General features: G+C 64.2%; 6 protein-coding genes. 1 reads left to right on the forward strand and 5 read right to left on the reverse strand.

The genetic code is table 11. The features are described 5' to 3' along the window. Window positions 1–77: 77 nt before the first annotated feature. Both JMN22_RS08885 and JMN22_RS08890 read right to left on the reverse strand, forming a co-directional pair. Window positions 78–1,508: a diaminobutyrate--2-oxoglutarate transaminase gene (locus JMN22_RS08885; RefSeq protein WP_198796750.1), complete on the reverse strand. Its 1,431-nt coding sequence runs from the start codon at window positions 1,506–1,508 to the stop codon at window positions 78–80. Window positions 1,509–1,544: 36 nt separating this feature from the next. Next, window positions 1,545–1,760 carry an MbtH family protein gene (locus tag JMN22_RS08890; RefSeq protein WP_030141558.1) on the reverse strand — a complete coding sequence of 72 codons (216 nt, stop codon included), beginning with the start codon at window positions 1,758–1,760 and terminating at the stop codon, window positions 1,545–1,547. Window positions 1,761–1,959: 199 nt separating this feature from the next. On the opposite strand from JMN22_RS08890, the gene fhuF reads away from it, so the two are divergent. Continuing rightward, window positions 1,960–2,697, forward strand: coding sequence for a siderophore-iron reductase FhuF (fhuF, locus tag JMN22_RS08895; protein WP_198796749.1), 738 nt, complete (start codon window positions 1,960–1,962; stop codon window positions 2,695–2,697). A 9-nt stretch (window positions 2,698–2,706) separates the two neighbouring features. Here the strand turns inward: fhuF and JMN22_RS08900 are convergent, their stop codons facing one another. From JMN22_RS08900 to JMN22_RS08910, 3 genes are read right to left on the reverse strand one after another with little or no spacing between them, the layout of a single operon-like run. Next, a complete protein-coding gene (locus JMN22_RS08900; RefSeq protein WP_198796748.1) occupies window positions 2,707–4,350 on the reverse strand; it encodes a cyclic peptide export ABC transporter in 1,644 nt (547 codons plus the stop codon). Then, window positions 4,347–8,129: a non-ribosomal peptide synthetase gene (locus JMN22_RS08905; RefSeq protein WP_198796747.1), complete on the reverse strand. Its 3,783-nt coding sequence runs from the start codon at window positions 8,127–8,129 to the stop codon at window positions 4,347–4,349. The genes JMN22_RS08900 and JMN22_RS08905 overlap by 4 nt, the downstream gene beginning before the upstream one ends. Then, the gene (locus JMN22_RS08910; RefSeq protein ID WP_198796746.1) at window positions 8,126–17,143 is read right to left on the reverse strand and encodes a non-ribosomal peptide synthetase; all 9,018 of its coding nucleotides are present in this window, start codon (window positions 17,141–17,143) and stop codon (window positions 8,126–8,128) included. Before JMN22_RS08910 ends, JMN22_RS08905 begins: the two co-directional genes overlap by 4 nt. Window positions 17,144–17,145 lie beyond the last annotated feature (2 nt).

Below are 17,145 nucleotides of genomic sequence, written 5' to 3' on the forward strand. Positions count from 1 at the left end.
TACGGTTGCTACGCAACCGAGCGGGAGCAAGCTCCCTCGCCACGGGTTGGTCGACTGCCTTGATGAACAGCAGTGGATCAAGCGATGTGCAACGCCCTGCCCTTGGTCTCGGCGAGGGCATTGTTCAATGCCACGCGGAACAGTTCGACCAGCACATCGATTTCTTCGGCCTGGATAATCAGCGGCGGCAGGAATCGCACCACGGCGCCGTGACGCCCGCCCAGTTCCAGGATGACACCCAGGCGCAGGCATTGACGCTGGATGGCCTGGGCCAATGCGGTGTCCGCAGCGGGAACGCGGCTGTCGCTCGGCGTGTCGCTGACCACTTCCACGCCCACCATCAACCCGCGGCCGCGCACCTGGCCCAGGCAAGGGTATTCGCCCTGCAACTGGCGCAGTTGCTCCATCAGGCGCTGCCCCATGACCTCGGCGTGCCCTGGCAGGTTCTCGCTGATGATATGGCGCAACGTCGCGGCACCCGCGGCCATCGCCATCTGGTTGCCACGGAACGTGCCGGCATGGGAACCGGGTTTCCAAGTGTCCAGCTCTTCGCGGTAGACCATCACGGCCAGCGGCAGGCCGCCGCCGATGGCTTTGGAAAGCACCAGGATGTCCGGCTCAATGTCGGCATGCTGGAAAGCGAAAAGCTTGCCGGTTCGACCCAGGCCGGTCTGCACTTCGTCGATGATCAGCGCCACGCCATATTTGCGCGTCAACTGACGCAAGCCTTGCAGCCAGCGTACCGGCGCCGGGATCACCCCGCCCTCGCCCTGCACCACTTCCACGACCACCGCCGCCGGGGGCAACACGCCCGACTCCGGGTCGCTCAACAGCTGTTCGATGAAGTGCAGCCCGGCATCGATGCCGGCTTCACCGCCGATGCCGAACGGGCAACGGTAGTCATACGGGTATGGCAGGAACTGCACGTCGGCCATCAGCGAGCCCAGCGCCTGTTTCGGCCCCAGGTTGCCCATCAGGCTCAACGTGCCCAGGGTCATGCCATGGTAGCCGCCGGAGAACGTCAGGATCGGCTTGCGCCCGGTGGCGATCCGCGCCAGCTTCAGCGCCGCCTCGATGCCATCGGCACCGGTCGGGCCGCAGAACTGGATGCGCGCGTGACGGGCGAAGTTCTCCGGCAAGGCGTTGAACAGGTCCTCGACGAAGCGATCCTTGACCGGCGTCGTCAGGTCCAGGGTGTGCAAGGGCAAGCCGGAATCGAGCGTCTGGCGCATGGCCGCAATGGCCACCGGGTGGTTATGGCCCAGCGCCAAGGTGCCCGCGCCGGCGAGACAATCCATGAACAATTGACCCTGGGTGTCGCGCACATAAAGACCATGGGCTTCCTGCAGGGCCAATGGGATACGTCGCGGATAGGAACGCGCATTCGATTCCCGGGCCGCCTGGCGTTGCAGGTACGGATTGGTATTCAGTTCGCGAGGCGCCTGGTGGCGGAACTGCTCCAGCGTGAAGGTGGCGCTGGAGGATGAACGGGGCTGGACACTTTCCATTTTGACTCCCTGAAATGAGAACGCGGTCTTGGGCGATCAGCCCTGTCCTTGTGCCTGCATGGCCTGGCGCAGGCTCAGCGGGCGCATGTCGGTCCAGACCTTTTCGATGTAGGCCAGGCACTCTTCCTTGCTGCCCTGCATGTCCACGGTGCGCCAGCCCTCGGGCACGCTGCGGTAGTCCGGCCAGATCGAGTACTGCTCCTCTTCGTTGACGACAACCAGAAACCGCGTATCCGGGCTATCCAAACTCATTGCTTGCTCCTTGACTGGCATGACGGGAAAGATCGCTACGATACAATACTAATGGTAGCGATTCTCATTAATATTTTAAAAAACTTACATGGCTCGTATATTTCAGGGTCGGCGAACAGTCGCAAGACGCTGGTGCGCTGTTTATACTTCGCCCCCTCTGAACGATAACCCCTCTCAATTCGCGGTCACGGATGAGTCAATGATTCCCAGCCTTGCTCCGCTGTTCACCGGGCCGCTCGCTGCCTTCGAAGAGAAGCTGCAACTGCGCAGCCATCCGCAAACCGACCTGTCGGCGGACCTGTTCTTCCAGCCCGAGACGTTCAGTGCGTTCGTCGACGAACTGCTGGCGCGCTACAAGACCGATGAACGCCTGGCCCTGGTGTCGCTGTGGTCCAAGTGGTATTTCAGCACCTTCCTCGCGCCGGTGATGGCCGCCAATCTGCTGCTGCAACGGGATCTGCCGCTCGCCCTGGACGACGTCGGGTTGGAACTTGGCGACGACGCCAGGCCACACGCCTTGCATCTGCGCGACGCCGGGCAACCCCTGCCGGAATGCTCGGCCTTCGAACGGTTCCGTACGCTGATCGAGCAGCACCTGGAACCGGTCATCGACACGCTGGCCAGCGTCAGCCGCGCTTCGCCCCGCTTGTTCTGGAGCAACGCCGGCAACACCTTCGAGTTCGTCACCACGCGGATCGACCTGCATCCCCTGGCCAACTCCGACAGCACCCTGCCCGCCCGGGAAATCCTCAGCGCCCGCCTGCGTCCCGATGGCCGGCGCAACCCGCTGTTCGCCCCCGTGCGCTATCACGACGTCGGCGAAGACGAGCCCCAGCGCCTGCGGCGGATCTGCTGCATTCGCTACCGCCTTCCCGGCGTAGGCTATTGCAGCAGTTGTCCCCTCGATGAATGCAAACGGCAGGATCAGGACGCCTGAGCGCGCCGATCATTTCGCCAACTGAAAGGGGTTCTCCGTCGCTCGGTCGTAATCAACGAGGTGACCGTAGTCGAGACGATAGATCCGGTCCGCGACGTCGAAATAACGGTCGTCATGGGTAATCGCGATCACTGTCTTGCCGGCCGCCTTCAGTTCGGGCAGCAACTCGTTGTAGAACACATGGCGGAACACCGGATCCTGGTCGGCCGCCCATTCGTCCAGCAGGAACACTTCACGGCCTTCCATCATCAGCAGCAGCAACGCCAGGCGTTTGCGCTGGCCTTGGGACAACGCGGTGGTGGACAGGCGTCCGGCGGCGAATTCGACCTTGTGGGCCAGCCCCAGGCGGTCGAGATAATGATCCACCCGAGCCTCCAGTCCTTCATGGTCGCCCGCCTCACCCAGCACATCGGCGAACAGATAGAAGTCGGCGAAGATCGCGGCGAAGTGCTCGCGGTGCCATTCGCTGGTGCTGGCATCAAGCACCACGCCATTGAGTGATACCTCGCCAGCAGCGGGCACATAGAGCCCGGTCAACAGCTTGGCCAGGGTCGATTTGCCGCTGCCGTTGCCACCGACGATGAAAATCAACTCGCCGCGCCGGATCGTCAGGTCGATCGGCCCCAACTCAAAAGCAAACTCCTCGTTCTTGCCGGCGTAACGGTAATGCACGTCCGACAGGCGCAGCTCGCGAAACGGCTGCGCCGCTTGCGCGGGGGTCTTGAACTCCACCGTCTCGCCCAGCGCCAGGGCGTCGATGGCCTGCAACGCGACATGGCCGCGAATGACCGCGGGAATGGCGTCGAGGATCATCGAGATCGGCGTGCGCAGGAACATGATCGCCAGGACGTAGCCGACCACCACCTGCTGGCTCAGCAACCCCAGCCCCTGGCCGAGGAAAAACAGCGTGCCGATCAGTACGAACACCAGCAACGTCGTCCAGTTCAGGTTAACCGCCCACAAGGTGTCGGCGCGTACCGATGCGTCCAGCGAGGCCCGGGCGATGGGTTCGAGCTTGCGTTGATAAAGCAGGTGCCGGCGCTCCCGGCTCAGGCCCAATTCGCAACGCCCCTGGATCGCGGCTTCGAACTGCTCGGTGAGTTGGTCGTCCTGTTGCCGGACGGCCTGCATCAAGGTCTTGACCTTGCGCCCGAGCAGCACATCAAGGCCGACGCCGGCGGCGATCACCGCTAGCGTCAAGGCGAAAAACGGCAGGCTCAACCAGGCCATGTACGCCAGCCCCGCCAACAACAGCAAGCCGTTGTACAAGGAAATCGGCAGTTGCTTGAACGCAGTGGCGACGGTGGTCACGTCCTTGGTCAAGGCGTTGTAGATGCGTGGGCTGCCCAGCCGCTCGATGCGTTCCAGCGCAGTGCCCAGCACCTTGCCCACCAGCCGCAGGCGCAGCTGGTACACCAGCCGATGGCCGATCTGCACCAGCAACCATTGCGAAGTGACTCCGCTGATGAACAACAGCACCAGCAGACCAGCGAACAGCAGCAAGCCCTGGCCGAGATTATCCAGGCCTTGTTCCAGGCAACGGTTGATGTAGCCGATCAGGCCGATACTGGTGGCCGCGCTCAAGGCACTGCTCAGCACCGCGAGGAAAATGCGCCACCGCGCGTTATGCAGCAGTTCTTTCAATAACATCATGGGACCGACACCACCTTGGCAGAGGTTTGCAACAGTAAAGGCAGCAGGTTTTCCGCCAGTCGCGGCTCGCCGAGCATCTCATGATGCCCAACGTCCAGCGTCCACTGGCTGACGGGTTGTCGTGCGAGGGCTTGCCACTGCGAGCGCAAGTCGCCGTGGGCATTGCCGCGCCATAGCCAGACCGGCACGTCGACGATGGGCAAGGCCTGCTCATACAAACGGGTCTTGATCGCGCGATATTGCGTCATCAGCGCCAGCAGCTCAGCATCCGCCGCTGCCCATTGCAGATGCCCGCGCACCTGCTCATCGTCCAACAACCGAGCGACACCCTCGGCATAGTCAAGGCCGGCCAACAGGCCAGTCAATCGCTCCCGTAGCGATTCTCCGATCGGCTGGCCGTGGCTGCGGCAATAAAACGCGAAATCGGCAATCAACTGACCGGCTTCGTCGCCCTCGCCGGCCAGGCTGCGCTGAGCATCATGATCGAGCACCACCAGGCCTTCGACGCTGAAGCCGCTGGCTTGCAGATGCGGCACCAGCAACAAGGCCAGGCGCGCCGCCAGGCTCCAGCCCAACAGCACCAGCGGACGCTCCTTGAGCTGGACCGGGATACTCGCCACGTATTGCCGCAACAGCGCGTCCATATCGTCGTCAGCCCAGCCATTTTCCAGGGCGGCAAGGCCAAAGACCGAAACTTCGCCGCGCAGGTTGTCCACCAGCGGCTGGTACGCCTGCAGGTGCCCTTGCGCACCATGCACCACCAACAAGGCCGGTGCCTGCGGATCGGCATCGTCGAGGGTCTTCCATGGACTGCTGCCCGTGTCGCCCAGGCCTTGGATGAGGTCACGCACCGTATGCCGCTCGAACAAGAGGTTGGTCGGCAGGCTGAGACCCAGCCGTTCGCGGATCAGCGACACCACTTTGATCGCCGCCAATGAATGCCCGCCGACGGTGAAGAAATTGTCGGTGACGCCCAGGTCATCGACACCCAGCACGTCGCACCAGATCGCGAGCACGGCGGTTTCCAGTTCGCCCACCGGCGCCACGCGGGTGTTCTGCAGGCGCTGCCGGGCGCGTTCGAGCAGGTGCTTGCGATCGAGCTTGCCGTTGCTGTTCAGCGGCAAGGCCTTCAGCGCAAAGATACCGCTGGGCAGCATGTAGTCCGGCAGTTGGCGAGCCAGGCTGGCGCGCAACGGGTCCGTCCCCTGGAACTGAACATCGTCCGTGACCACGAAGGCCAGCAACCGAGCGTGATCGCCTTCGCCATCCAACAGCACAGCCGCCTGCGAGACGCCCGGCTGGGCCAGCATCGCTTGCTCGACCTCCGCCAGTTCAAGGCGGAACCCGCGGATTTTCACTTGCTGGTCGTTGCGACCCAGAATGCGCAGGGCTCCGTCGGCCTGGCGCAAGGCCAAGTCACCGGTGCGGTACAGGCGTTGACCGCTGGCGGGATCGACACCGAAGGCAGCGCCGCCGACACTGCCGACGTAACCCCTGCCGACACTGGCGCCGCTGATGCACAACTCGCCGGCCTGACCGGATGGCACTGGCCGTTGCTGCTCGTCGAGCAACTGAACGCGGTTGTCCCCCAGCACCTGGCTCAACGCACAGCCATTCACGCCCTGCGCAAGATCGATGGCTCGCCACAACACGCCGACGGTGGTCTCGGTCGGGCCGTAGTGGTTATACAGCCGGCAAGTCGGTCCGGCTTGGGCCAAGCGTGTCATCAACGCCTCGCCGATCGGTTCTCCGCCCAGCACCAGCACTTGGCGCGGAAGAACGTCGGCGGCCTGCTCGCCCATCAAGGCTGCGAGGTGCGACGGGACGATTTTTAAAACGTCGAGGGGATAACGCCGCAGCTCTTCGGCAAAGGCCTGGGCGTCGGTCACGGTCGATTGCGCCAGCACATGGACGCAGCCGCCCTGCAGCCACGCCGGGAACAACACGGTGTTGCCCAGGTCCGCGAGCAGCGAGGACACCAGCCCGTAATGCCCGCCCTCGGGCAGTTGCAGCACACGGGTCACTTGGGTGACGTAATGACGCAATTGTCCTTGTTCGATCTGCACCCCTTTGGGCTTGCCGCTGGTGCCCGAGGTATAGAGCACGTAGGCCAGGTCTTGTGCAGTGCCGGAGTACGGCGTATCGAACAGCGGCCCGTTGCTCGCCTGGGACCAGCACAGCGTGCGCGCCGGCGTTTCCGGCGCCAAACCTTCCAAGTGCAGCAGCAATGCCGGTTGAGCATCGTCGAGTATCCCGGCCAGGCGCAGCGGCGGCTGCTGGGGATCCAGCGGCAGATAGGCGGCGCCGACCTTGAAACAGGCGAGCATCGCCACCAGCATCTGCGCGCCGCGTGGCAGATACAGCCCCACCACCGCTTCACGGCCCACACCCGCCTGATCCAGGCTGCCGGCGACGCGGTCACTCAGGGCATCGAGTTCAGCGTAGGAAAACAACTGGTCGGCATAACGCAGCGCCGGCCGATTCGGGTGTGACTGGGCGTGCCGGCGCAGGGCCGCGACGATGTCCAGGTCCGCTCCGAACTCAGGACGCGTCGACGACGCCAGGGACTCCTCGGGCAGACACGCATCGAAGCCATCGATAAGGCCATTGGGTGATTGCACCAATTGGCCGAGCCAATGTTCGAGACGCTTGAGCAACGCCTGCATTTGCTCGTCGCGGTACACCCCGCAATCATAGGCCAGCGCCAGCTCGCCATTGCCCTGGGCGTCAAGGCTCAATTGCAGTTGCAGCTCGACCGGCGTGTCGAACGACAGCCACTGCAACGCGCCCAGTTGCGGCACGCGCACAACCTGCAACCCGGCCTGGAAACTGGCCCGCCACTCCGGCAACAACTGCGCCTGGCCGACGTATTCCTGCCAGTCGACGGCACTCTCCAATTGCCGGGCCAGTTGCCGGGCCAGGTTCACCAAGGTGCTGTGCTCGGACAGTTGCACCACCATCGGCAACGTCTGTTCGAACACCCCAAGCGCGCCGGTCAATTCCTCGTAGTTGTCACGGGGGTCGTGCTGCACACCGAGTTGGCCTTGGCGTTGGCCGTTGAGCCTGCCTAGCAGCGATCCCCAAGCGGCTAGCACCAGCTGTTCGATGGCCACGCCTTCACGATCGGCCAATGCCGTAAGCAGCGGCGCAAGAGTCGGCGCCAGTGGCTGGCGGACCACCGCGTGACGTCCGCTGGCAATACCGTAGCGCTCGACGAGGCGCATGCCCGGGATGTCCTGCAAGGCCAGGTTGCGCCAGAACTGCGCGCCCTGCTCGGCGTCTTCATCCAGTTGCAGGCCATTGATCCACTCGACGTAGTCCGCGTACTGCATAGGTTCGTCATCGAGCAACGCGGCGCGACCGAGCAAGTGCTCGCGCAACTGGACCAGGCTGCGCGCGTCCAGCGAGTACACCGGGACCGCCAGCAACAGCTGATCATCGAGCTGCCAGGCGAGCATGTCGGGCTGTTCGGCCTGGCAACGACGCTGGGCCTCGTCCAACCATTTTTGCCCATCGTGGCCGTCGACCGTGCGCCCCTGGCGCCAGTCCAGGCGCAATGCCTGGGGCTCGATCACACGTTGGCGCAACCCGGTGGCGCCCAGCGGACGCTCGTAGCGCAGGCACAGCGCCTGGTGCTGCGCCAGGCTGTCGCGCAAGCATTGCTCGACGGTGCCTTCGGCAACGCCTGTCAATGACATGCGCACCCAGCGCCAGGCGTGCGGATTGGCCTGGGCCAGTTGTTTCTGCTGGGGTGAAAGCGTGAGTCCAAGGTCCATCATGGGGTCAACTCTTCAAGTGTTTCTTCGATCTGCGCCGGGGCGGCCATGACTTGGTGGCGGGCATAGATTTCACCCATCGCCACGACGATTTTGCGCTCGCCCTCGAACGGATCCCGGGCGTGCGCCGCCAGCATGTTATCGAGCATCACCACGTCGCCCTGTTGCCAGTCGAAGCGCACCGCGCAACGGTCGTAGGCGGCATTGATGGCGTCGATCGCCGCCGGTTCGAGCTCCGAGCCGTCACCGTAGAACACTTGCCTCGGCATGGCGGACTCGCCGTCGCGCAGGAACTGTTCGCGGATATCCGCATCGAGAAATGCCGGGTGGTACAACTGGATCTGGTTGAAGAAGCTCTCTTCGCCCGTCAACGGGTGCAGGATCACCGCCGGGCACACCTGGCGGGTGTGCAGGTCGTTGGCGCCGCGCCATTGGAACTCTATGTTGCTCTCACGGCAGATCCGCTCGACCTCGGCCCGATCTTCGGTCTGGAAGAAGTGCTGCCAACTGACGTCCAGGCTGGTGCTGAAATTGCGTACATACATCAGTTGCTTGCGGCGCAGGTTGGCCTGCAGCCAGGCCGGCAGGTCACGATAGACCTGGCGGCTGTCGACGATCGGGGTCGCGCCACCGGACGTCGCCGGCGTCTCGCAGTAGAACCACTGCCGACGTGGCCAGCGGTGTTGGTGCGCACTCTCGTTATGGAACAGGATCATCCGATCCTTGGGGTATGGCGTCGACTTGTAGATGTTCTTGCCGCCCTCTTTCTTCGGCAAGTCACCGTACTGCCCGTACAACTGCGGACACAGCGCCTGGCAGAACGCCTCGAAGTCCGCCGGGGTCGGCAGGTCGAAGCCACGGAACAGGATGCCGCCATGCTCACGCAACCAGTTCTCGACCTTGTCGCGGTTGGCTTCGGCCCAGATGGCCGGGGCCAGCTCGCGGTCGCGCAGGGAAACCAGCAACGGAAACTTCGAGTCCTCTCGCAGAGGTCGGGCTTCGATGGGCTCCCGGGTCGCCGCCGATCCGCTCTGGCGCATCTTGCCCAATTTGCTCATTTTGCGTTGCAGCGGATTGTCCGTGGACATGGCAGCAGCTCCTTTTACAGTCGCAATCATGGTATCGATGGGGGTGTCCGGCGCGCCAAGGGCCAGTTCCAGCAGCGACTCGAAAGCGCCGCGCAAGCGTTCGACGGTGGCCGGGCGGAACAGGCTGGTGCGGTACACCCAGCGCAGGCTGATCGCATCAGCGTCTTCGCTGGCGAACAGCGCCATGTCGAACTTGGAATGGTGTTGCTCGCCCGTCAGCGGCTCGACCTGCAGATTGCCCAGTTGGCGCTGCTGGCGCGGCGTGTTGTCGAGCACGAACAGGGTCTGCAAGAGCGGGTGCACATTGGCCACGCGCGGCAGCTCCAGGCATTCGACGACCCGTTCGAACGGCGTGTCCTGCCAGGCGAACGCTTGCAGGCACAGCTCGCGGACTTGCAAGGCTTGCTCACGGAAGCTCAATTCCGGTTGCACACGGATACGCAAGGCCAGCAGGTTGACGAAGAAGCCGATCAGCGATTCGGTGGCCGGATGGTCACGGTTCGCCACGTCCGTTCCGATCACCAGGTCGCGGCCCTGCGTCTCGCGTTGCAGCACAGCGGCGTAGCACGTCAGCAGGACCATGAACGGCGAAGTGCCGCTGTCCTGGGCGAAGGTTTTCAAGCGGCCCACCGTGGCGGGCGACAATTGGAAATCCACCGCCGCCCCGGCGCCGCTGTCACGCTCCGGACGTGGAAAATCGAACGGCAGTGGCACCTGCGCGGGGATGCCCGCCAGGGTCCGTCGCCAGAAATCCAGGCCTTCGCGCTGACGCAACTGGACCGCGGCCGAACCTTGCCAAACGGCGTAGTCGACGTACTGGATCGGCAATGCTTGCTGGGTCGGCAGCACGCCGGTGCTGTAGGCCTCGTAGCCTTCGATCAGCTCATCGACCAGCACCGCGCCGGACCAACCGTCGGAGGCGATGTGGTGCATGACCATCTGCAACACATGATCCTCTTCGCCAAGGCGATACAGGACCACCCGCAGCGGTGCGTCGTTGCCGAGGTCGAATGGTCGCAACGCCATGTCCCGGGCGTCGACTGTCCACTGGTCTTCAGTCGACGCAACGGCTTCCAGGACCACCGTCGACTGCGGGTGGATGCGCTGGCGCAACTCGCCGCCACGGGAGTGATAGGTGGTGCGCAGGATGGCATGGCGATTCACCAACCGCTGCAACGAACGCTCCAAAGCCTGGGCATCCAGTTGCCCACGCAAACGGACGTTGCTGCTCATGTTGAAGCTGCTGTCGGCCAGATCCAGTTGTTGCATCAACCAGACCCGTTGTTGCGCCGAGGACAGTGGCTGTTCGATGCCTTGGTCAACCGCCGGAATCGTCAGGGAAGCCAGATCCTGCTCGGCGGCGAGGCCCTCGATTCGCTCGGCCAGTTGCGCCAACACGGGTGTTTCGAACAACCAGCGCAAGGGCACCTCGAAGCCCTGCTCACGCAGGCGGCCGCGCACCTGGGCGGCCATCAGCGAATGCCCGCCCAATTGGAAGAAATGTCCATCGGCCGGGACGTCTTGCAGGTTCAGCACCGAGGCCCAGATCTGCGCCAGCACGTCCTCGCTGGCCGACAGCGCTCGCCCGGTCGCTGGCACGCTGCCGACAACCGATTGCAAGCGCGGCAGTTGTTTGCGATCGACCTTGCCATTGCTGTTGAGCGGCAGTCGGTCCAGTGCTTGCAGGTGCGTCGGCACCATGTAGACCGGCAAGCGCGCCTGCAAATACTCGCGTACAGCCGCTTCATCAGGTGCAGCGTCCGGATCCGCGACCCAGAACGCGACTAGGTGCTCGCCTTGCACCGCCACGACAGCTTGCAGCAACTGGGGATGGCTGAGCAGGACGGCCTCGATTTCACCGAGCTCGATGCGATAGCCACGCAACTTGATCTGGTCGTCGGTGCGTCCCAGGTAGTACAGCTGGCCGTCAGGCTGCCAGCGCGCCAGATCGCCAGTGCGGTACAAACGACCGCCGTGACCGAACGGGTCGGCAATGAAACGCTCGGCGGTCAGCCCCGGCTGCCCGGCGTAACCCCGGGCCAGGCCGTCCCCGGCGATATAGAGTTCACCGACGCAGCCTGGAGGCACTTCGCACAGGTGTTCATCGAGGACATGGCAGCGGGTGTTGAGGAGCGGCCGGCCTATCGGCGCCACTGGCAATTGCAGCGCGTCGATGGGCGTCTGGGTCGACCATACCGTGGTCTCGGTCGGGCCGTAGACGTTGATCAATCGAGCGACATGCTGCTTCAGTTCGCTGGCCAGTTCCGCCGACACCGCCTCGCCGCCGGCCAGGGCCAATCGCCCTTCCAGCACCTGGCGATCACCTTGCAACAACATCGCCCAGGTGGCGGGCGTGGCCTGGATCAGATCGACCGATTGTTCCTTGATCAAGCGTGCCAGCAACTGCGGATCCTGGCGCTGTTCCTCGTCCGCCAGTACCACGGCGCCACCACGCACCAGCGGCAGGCATAGCTCCAGGCCGCAAATATCGAAGGTGACGGTGGTCAAGGCCAGGTAACGCTGCACATTGTCCAACGGCAAGGCCTGCTCCATGGCCAACAGGAAGTTGGCGAAGTTGCCACGACTGATCTGCACGCCCTTGGGCTGTCCGGTGGATCCCGAGGTGTAGAGGGTGTAGGCCAATTGCCCGAGGTGCGTCGGCAGTCCCGGCGCCTGCGCGGCGAATTGCGCCAACGGCAGGTCCGTCCACGCGCAAACGCGCAGCTCGGCAGGCCAATCGGCCGTCGCCGAATCGCAAAGCAGCAAATGCGGCTGCGCCCGGTTGAGCACCTGCGCCTGGCGGGCCGGGGGATGGGCTCGATCAAGCGGCAAATAGGCGGCACCGGCCTTCTGGATGCCCAACATACACACCAGCAAGCGTTCATCCCGAGGCAGGCAGAAGGCAACCAACGATTCGCGCCCGACGCCCTGGGCCAGCAACCAATGGGCCAAGCGGTTGGCTTGGGCCTCCAGCGCGGCGTAGCTCAGTTGACGGTCGGCGCAGTACACGGCGATGCGCTCGGGATGCACGGCGGCTTGCACTTCGAAGCGCGTCACCCAATCCGCTTCGCCATGCAATGGCAACGACTGCCCTTCAGTCGCCAAGGCCGCAACCGAGCACAGCGGGATCTCCAGCAAGCGCGCATCAAGATCCAGGCTCGCCAGGCTGGCGAGCAACGCCTGGTAATCCTCCACCAGACGCCGAGTGATGTCGGGTCGCAACAATGCCGTCGCGTATTCGACGATCAAACCGGTGCTCGCCTCGGCACCGCGCCCTTGGGTGAACAGGTTGAACGTCAGGTCGAACTTCGCGCTCACCACGCCACCCGGCAGCGCCAACGCCTGGGCACTGATGCCGGGCAGGTCCAGGCTGCGGGAATCCTGATGATCGACCTGATAGTTGAACATCGTCTGGAACAGCGGTGTGCGATCCAGGCTGCGCTCGACATCCAGCACGTCCAACAACTGCTCGAACGGCAGCGATTGATGGGCCAGGTCCTCGCTCAGCTTGCTGTTCAGGGCTTGGACGAACGCTTGCAGGCTCTGGCGGCCATCGATCTGCACACGGTGGGCCAGGGTGTTGACGAACAGCCCGACCAACGCCTGGCTCTCGACTGATTCACGCCCCGCCACCGGCAAGCCCACGGCAAAATCATTGCGCCCGCCGTGGCGCCAGAGCAGCAGCTGATAAGCCGCGAAATACAGCACGAACGGCGTGACGCCAAGCGCCCTCGCCCGGGCTTCGACCGCAATGCTCAGCGAGCCGGGCAGGACATATTCGTCTCGCGCGCCAGCGTACGCCTGCACCGCGGGACGGGTGGGTTGCTCGGGCAGTTCCAGCGGCTCGTTGCCCAGGCCTTCCAGGCGCTGTTGCCAATAGGCCAACAAGTCCTTGCCATGCGTGCCCTCCAAGCGTTGCCGCTGCGTCTTGATCAGCGGCAGCAAAGCGCTTGCCGCCGGCAGGCTCCTCTCTTGATAAAGCGCTGCCAGGTCCTGGACCAGCAAGCCCATGGACCAGCCGTCCACGGCGATGTGGTGCACGTTGAACAGCAGGCGGTACTCAGCGGGTGCAATACAAAACACATCGATGGCCAGTAGCGGCCCCTGCGTGAGGTCGAACACGCGCTTGGCCGCGCTGGCAATGCTCGCTTGCTGTTCCGAGTCACTCAGGGCGCCGATGTCATGGACGTTGAAGATCGGCGCGGCCATATCGTCCAGGCGCTGCCAGACTTGCCCTCGTTCTTCGAAGAAACGGCAGCGCAACGCGTCATGACGGGCCACCAGCGCCTGGCAGGCGCGTTTCAGCCGAGGCACATCCAGCTCGCCGCGCAAGGCCAGCAACTGGGTGACGTTGTAGGCGGTTTCAGCCGGCTCGAACTGCTGCATGAACCACACCCGCTGCTGGGCATGGGACAGCGGCTGCGGTTGCTCCCCATCGCCGTTCGACTCAACGGCTTCAACGACCGGCGCGACGACCGGCGCGAGCACTTTGGCCAGTTGCCGAGGGGTCGGGTTTTCCAGCAATTGCCGCGGCATCAGGCGCAGGTCGGCCTGACGCAAACGCGCGATCAACTGCAAGCTGAGAATCGAGTCGCCGCCCATGGCAAAGAAATCGGCGTCCGGCCCCAGGCCAGGTTGTCCGAGCATCTCGCGAAAAGCCGTCAGCACGGCAAGCAATGCCGGCTCGGCTCGGCAGTCGATGCACAGGGCCATGGCTGCCAGGGTCGGATGCTGCAAGACATCCCGCGGTTGCAGCTTGAGGCCTTCCCGGGACGCCAGGCCGATCAATTGCAGACTGAGGATCGAGTCCCCGCCGAGGGCGAAGAAATCGTCCGTGCGGCCGACCTGCGCACACCCGAGGACCTGGCACCACAGTTGCGCCAGGCGCTGTTCGGTGGCGCCGCTCGGTTGCTCGGCGGCTTCGGCGGCTGGTTCATCGGTGGCCGGATCAGGCAATGCACGCCGATCCAACTTGCCGTTGGCCGTCAATGGCAGCGTGTCCAGTGCCAACCAATGGGCCGGCACCATGTGCTCCGGCAGTTGACGCTTGGCTTCGGCTTGCAGTGTGGCCAAGGTTTCGGTGGTCATCGTAGGGCTGAGATAGGCCACCAGTTGCGTCCGCCCTTTTATCTCACACGCCAGCACCGCGCCTTCGCGAACCTGAGGCTGGCCATTGAGCCAGGCACTGATCTCGCCCGGTTCGACACGGAAACCGCGGATCTTCACTTGATCGTCCTGGCGCCCGAGGAACACCAGGCGCCCGTTGCGATCCAGGCGAACCCGGTCACCGCTGCGATAAAAACGCTGGCCGTGGGCAGTGGAGCCGAACGCGCGTGCGGTCAACTCAGGCTGACCGAGGTAGCCTTGGGCAACCTGCGGACCACCGATCAGCAGCTCACCCGCGACACCGAGCGGCACCGACCGGTCGTGGCCATCGACGATGCGTAATTCGCAGCCGGGCAGCGGCTGGCCCAACGGCAGATACTGCCCCGCTTCGAACACGTCGGCGTCGAGGATTTCTCCGCAGACCACACCGACCGTGGTTTCCGACGGGCCATAGTGGTTGAAAACGCGCAGTTGCGGCGCCAGTTCACGCACCTTGGCGAACAACGCCTGGTCGAAACCTTCGCCACCGAGGATCAACAGGTCCTTGGGCAAGACACGACGGGCGTCGTCCAGTGCCAGCAAGCCACGCAGATGCGAAGGGGCGATCTTCAGGCAGTCCACCGGATGCTGGTCGAGGAAATCCGCCCAGCCGGGCGGATCGAAGGCCAACGATGCCGGTGGCAAGACCAGCACGTCGCCCGCATTGAGGGCCGCGAAGACAGAGGTCAAGCCGAGGTCGGCGGCGACGGTTGCCAAGGTCGCCCAACAACTGCCCGGTTTGGCTTGCAAGCGTTGGCCGACGGCATTGGCATAATGCGCGAGGTTGGCATGAGTGACCTGCACGCCTTTCGGCTGGCCGGTCGAGCCCGAGGTGTAGATCAGGTATGCGGGCAACTGCGGCTGGCTGAGGCTTTCGTCCTGGCCGATATTCGCGTCAAGCGACCAGTCGGCGGCGCTCAACGCCAGGCGCGGGATGTCCACACCGGTCTCGGGCGCTTGCGCCAATGTCAGCCACAGGCTCGCGCCGCTGTCTTGCAGCAGTTGCGCGAGTCGCCGGGCCGGTTGCGCCGGATCGAGAAACAGACAAGTCGCACCACGCTGCCAACACGCCAGGGTCGCCAGCAGTTGTTCGGCACAGCGCGGCATGCACAGCGCGACCACCTGCCCCGGCCCAATGCCCTGCCCGGCCAGCCGTGTGGCCATCGAGCGACTGGCAGCGCCGAGCGTGGCGTAATCGATGCTCTGCTCCCCACTGCGCAACGCCATCGCGTTCGGCGTGTGCGTGGCCCAGTGCAGCACTTGCTGGTCCAAGGGCAACGCAGTCGCTTCCAGGACAGGACCGCGCAGTTCGCTCGGCGTGGACACCAGTTGCAGGTCCGACAGACGTCGCTGCGGATGAGCCGAACCCTCGTGGAAAATCGCCAGCAAATCGTCGAGCATTTGCTCGACCGTGGCCGCGTCGAACAATTCGTCGCTGTATTCCAGTTCGCAGCGCAGCTGTGCATCGGCGGTGCGGACCATCCGCAGGGTCAGGTCGAAACGCGCGTGGCGTTGCGGCGGGTCGAGCACTTCGACCGCCACGCCGGGCAAGGCCAGGGTGCGGCTTTCGGGCAGATCGACCTGGACGAACATGACCTGGAACAGCGGACTCGAACGCGGGCGCTCAAGGCTTTCGAGGATGTTTTCGAAGGGCAACTGCTGATGGTCGAACGCCGCCGCAACGGTGTCGCGAGTGCGCACCAATGCACTGCCGAAGTCCGGGTTGTCTTGCAGGCGCTGGCGAATCACCAGGGTATTGAGCAATGGGCCGATCAACGGTGCGAGTTCCGGACGGTCACGTTGCGCCGCCGAGGTGCCCAGGCACAGGTCCGTCTCGCCGCTGTAGCGCGACAGCAGGCAGCTGAACGCTGTCAGGCCGTAGATGTACAGCGTCACCCCGTGATTACGGATGGCCGCCTCGATCGCCGTTGTGAGGTGCGGCGGGAGTTCCCGGGCCAGGACCGCGCCACTGTGGCGGCGTTGTGTGGTCAAGGGGCGCGGGCGGTCCAGCGGCAACGCCATTGGCGCCGGTGCATCGGCCAGTTGATCGCGCCAAAAATCGATGTGCTGTTGGCAACTGTCGCTGTCCAGCCATTCACGCTCCCACGCGGCGTAATCGGCGTATTGGATGGCCAACTCGGGTAGCGCGACAGCCTGGTTCGAGGCGAGCGCCCGGTAAGCCTCGGCCAATTCGAGGGTGAGTTGCTGGGCCGACCAGGCGTCATAGGCGACGTGGTGAATGGTGAAAAACAGCCAGGTGGAATGCTCCTGGGCGTCGCTGAATGCTTGCCAGCGCCAAGGCATCGACTGCGCCAGGTCGAAGGGTTCGGCGAGTTGGCGGGCGTATTCATTGGCGCACCATTGCTCGTGTTCGGATGCGGCGACGGTCAAGCGCTCGACGCCCGGCAACTGGACCCGCTGTGGCTCGCAATGGGGCTGCAACTGTCCGCTGGCATCAGGGCTGTAGCGTGTGCGCAGGATCTGATGGCGATCGACCACCTGCTGCATCGCCTGCTGCAAACGTGCGCCGTCCAGGCGTCCATCGAAGCGCAGCACCGAGCACAGGTTGTAGAGCGCGCGACTGCTCAGCGCTTCAGCCGACAGGAAACGCCTTTGCGCCTGCGCCAACGGCCTGTGCTCGCCGTCGTCGAGCACGGCGGGGACAATCGGTAGGCGCCAGCTGTCGATGCCCTTTTCGGCCAGGCGCTGGCGAAAGACCTTCTTCTTGTCCGCGGGCAAGGATGCCAGCCGCTGCGCAATCTCCAGGAAAGCTTGTTGCGTCATCG

The organism is Pseudomonas sp. HB05 (assembly GCF_016756915.1).
Classification (GTDB): Bacteria; Pseudomonadota; Gammaproteobacteria; order Pseudomonadales; family Pseudomonadaceae; genus Aquipseudomonas; species Aquipseudomonas alvandae.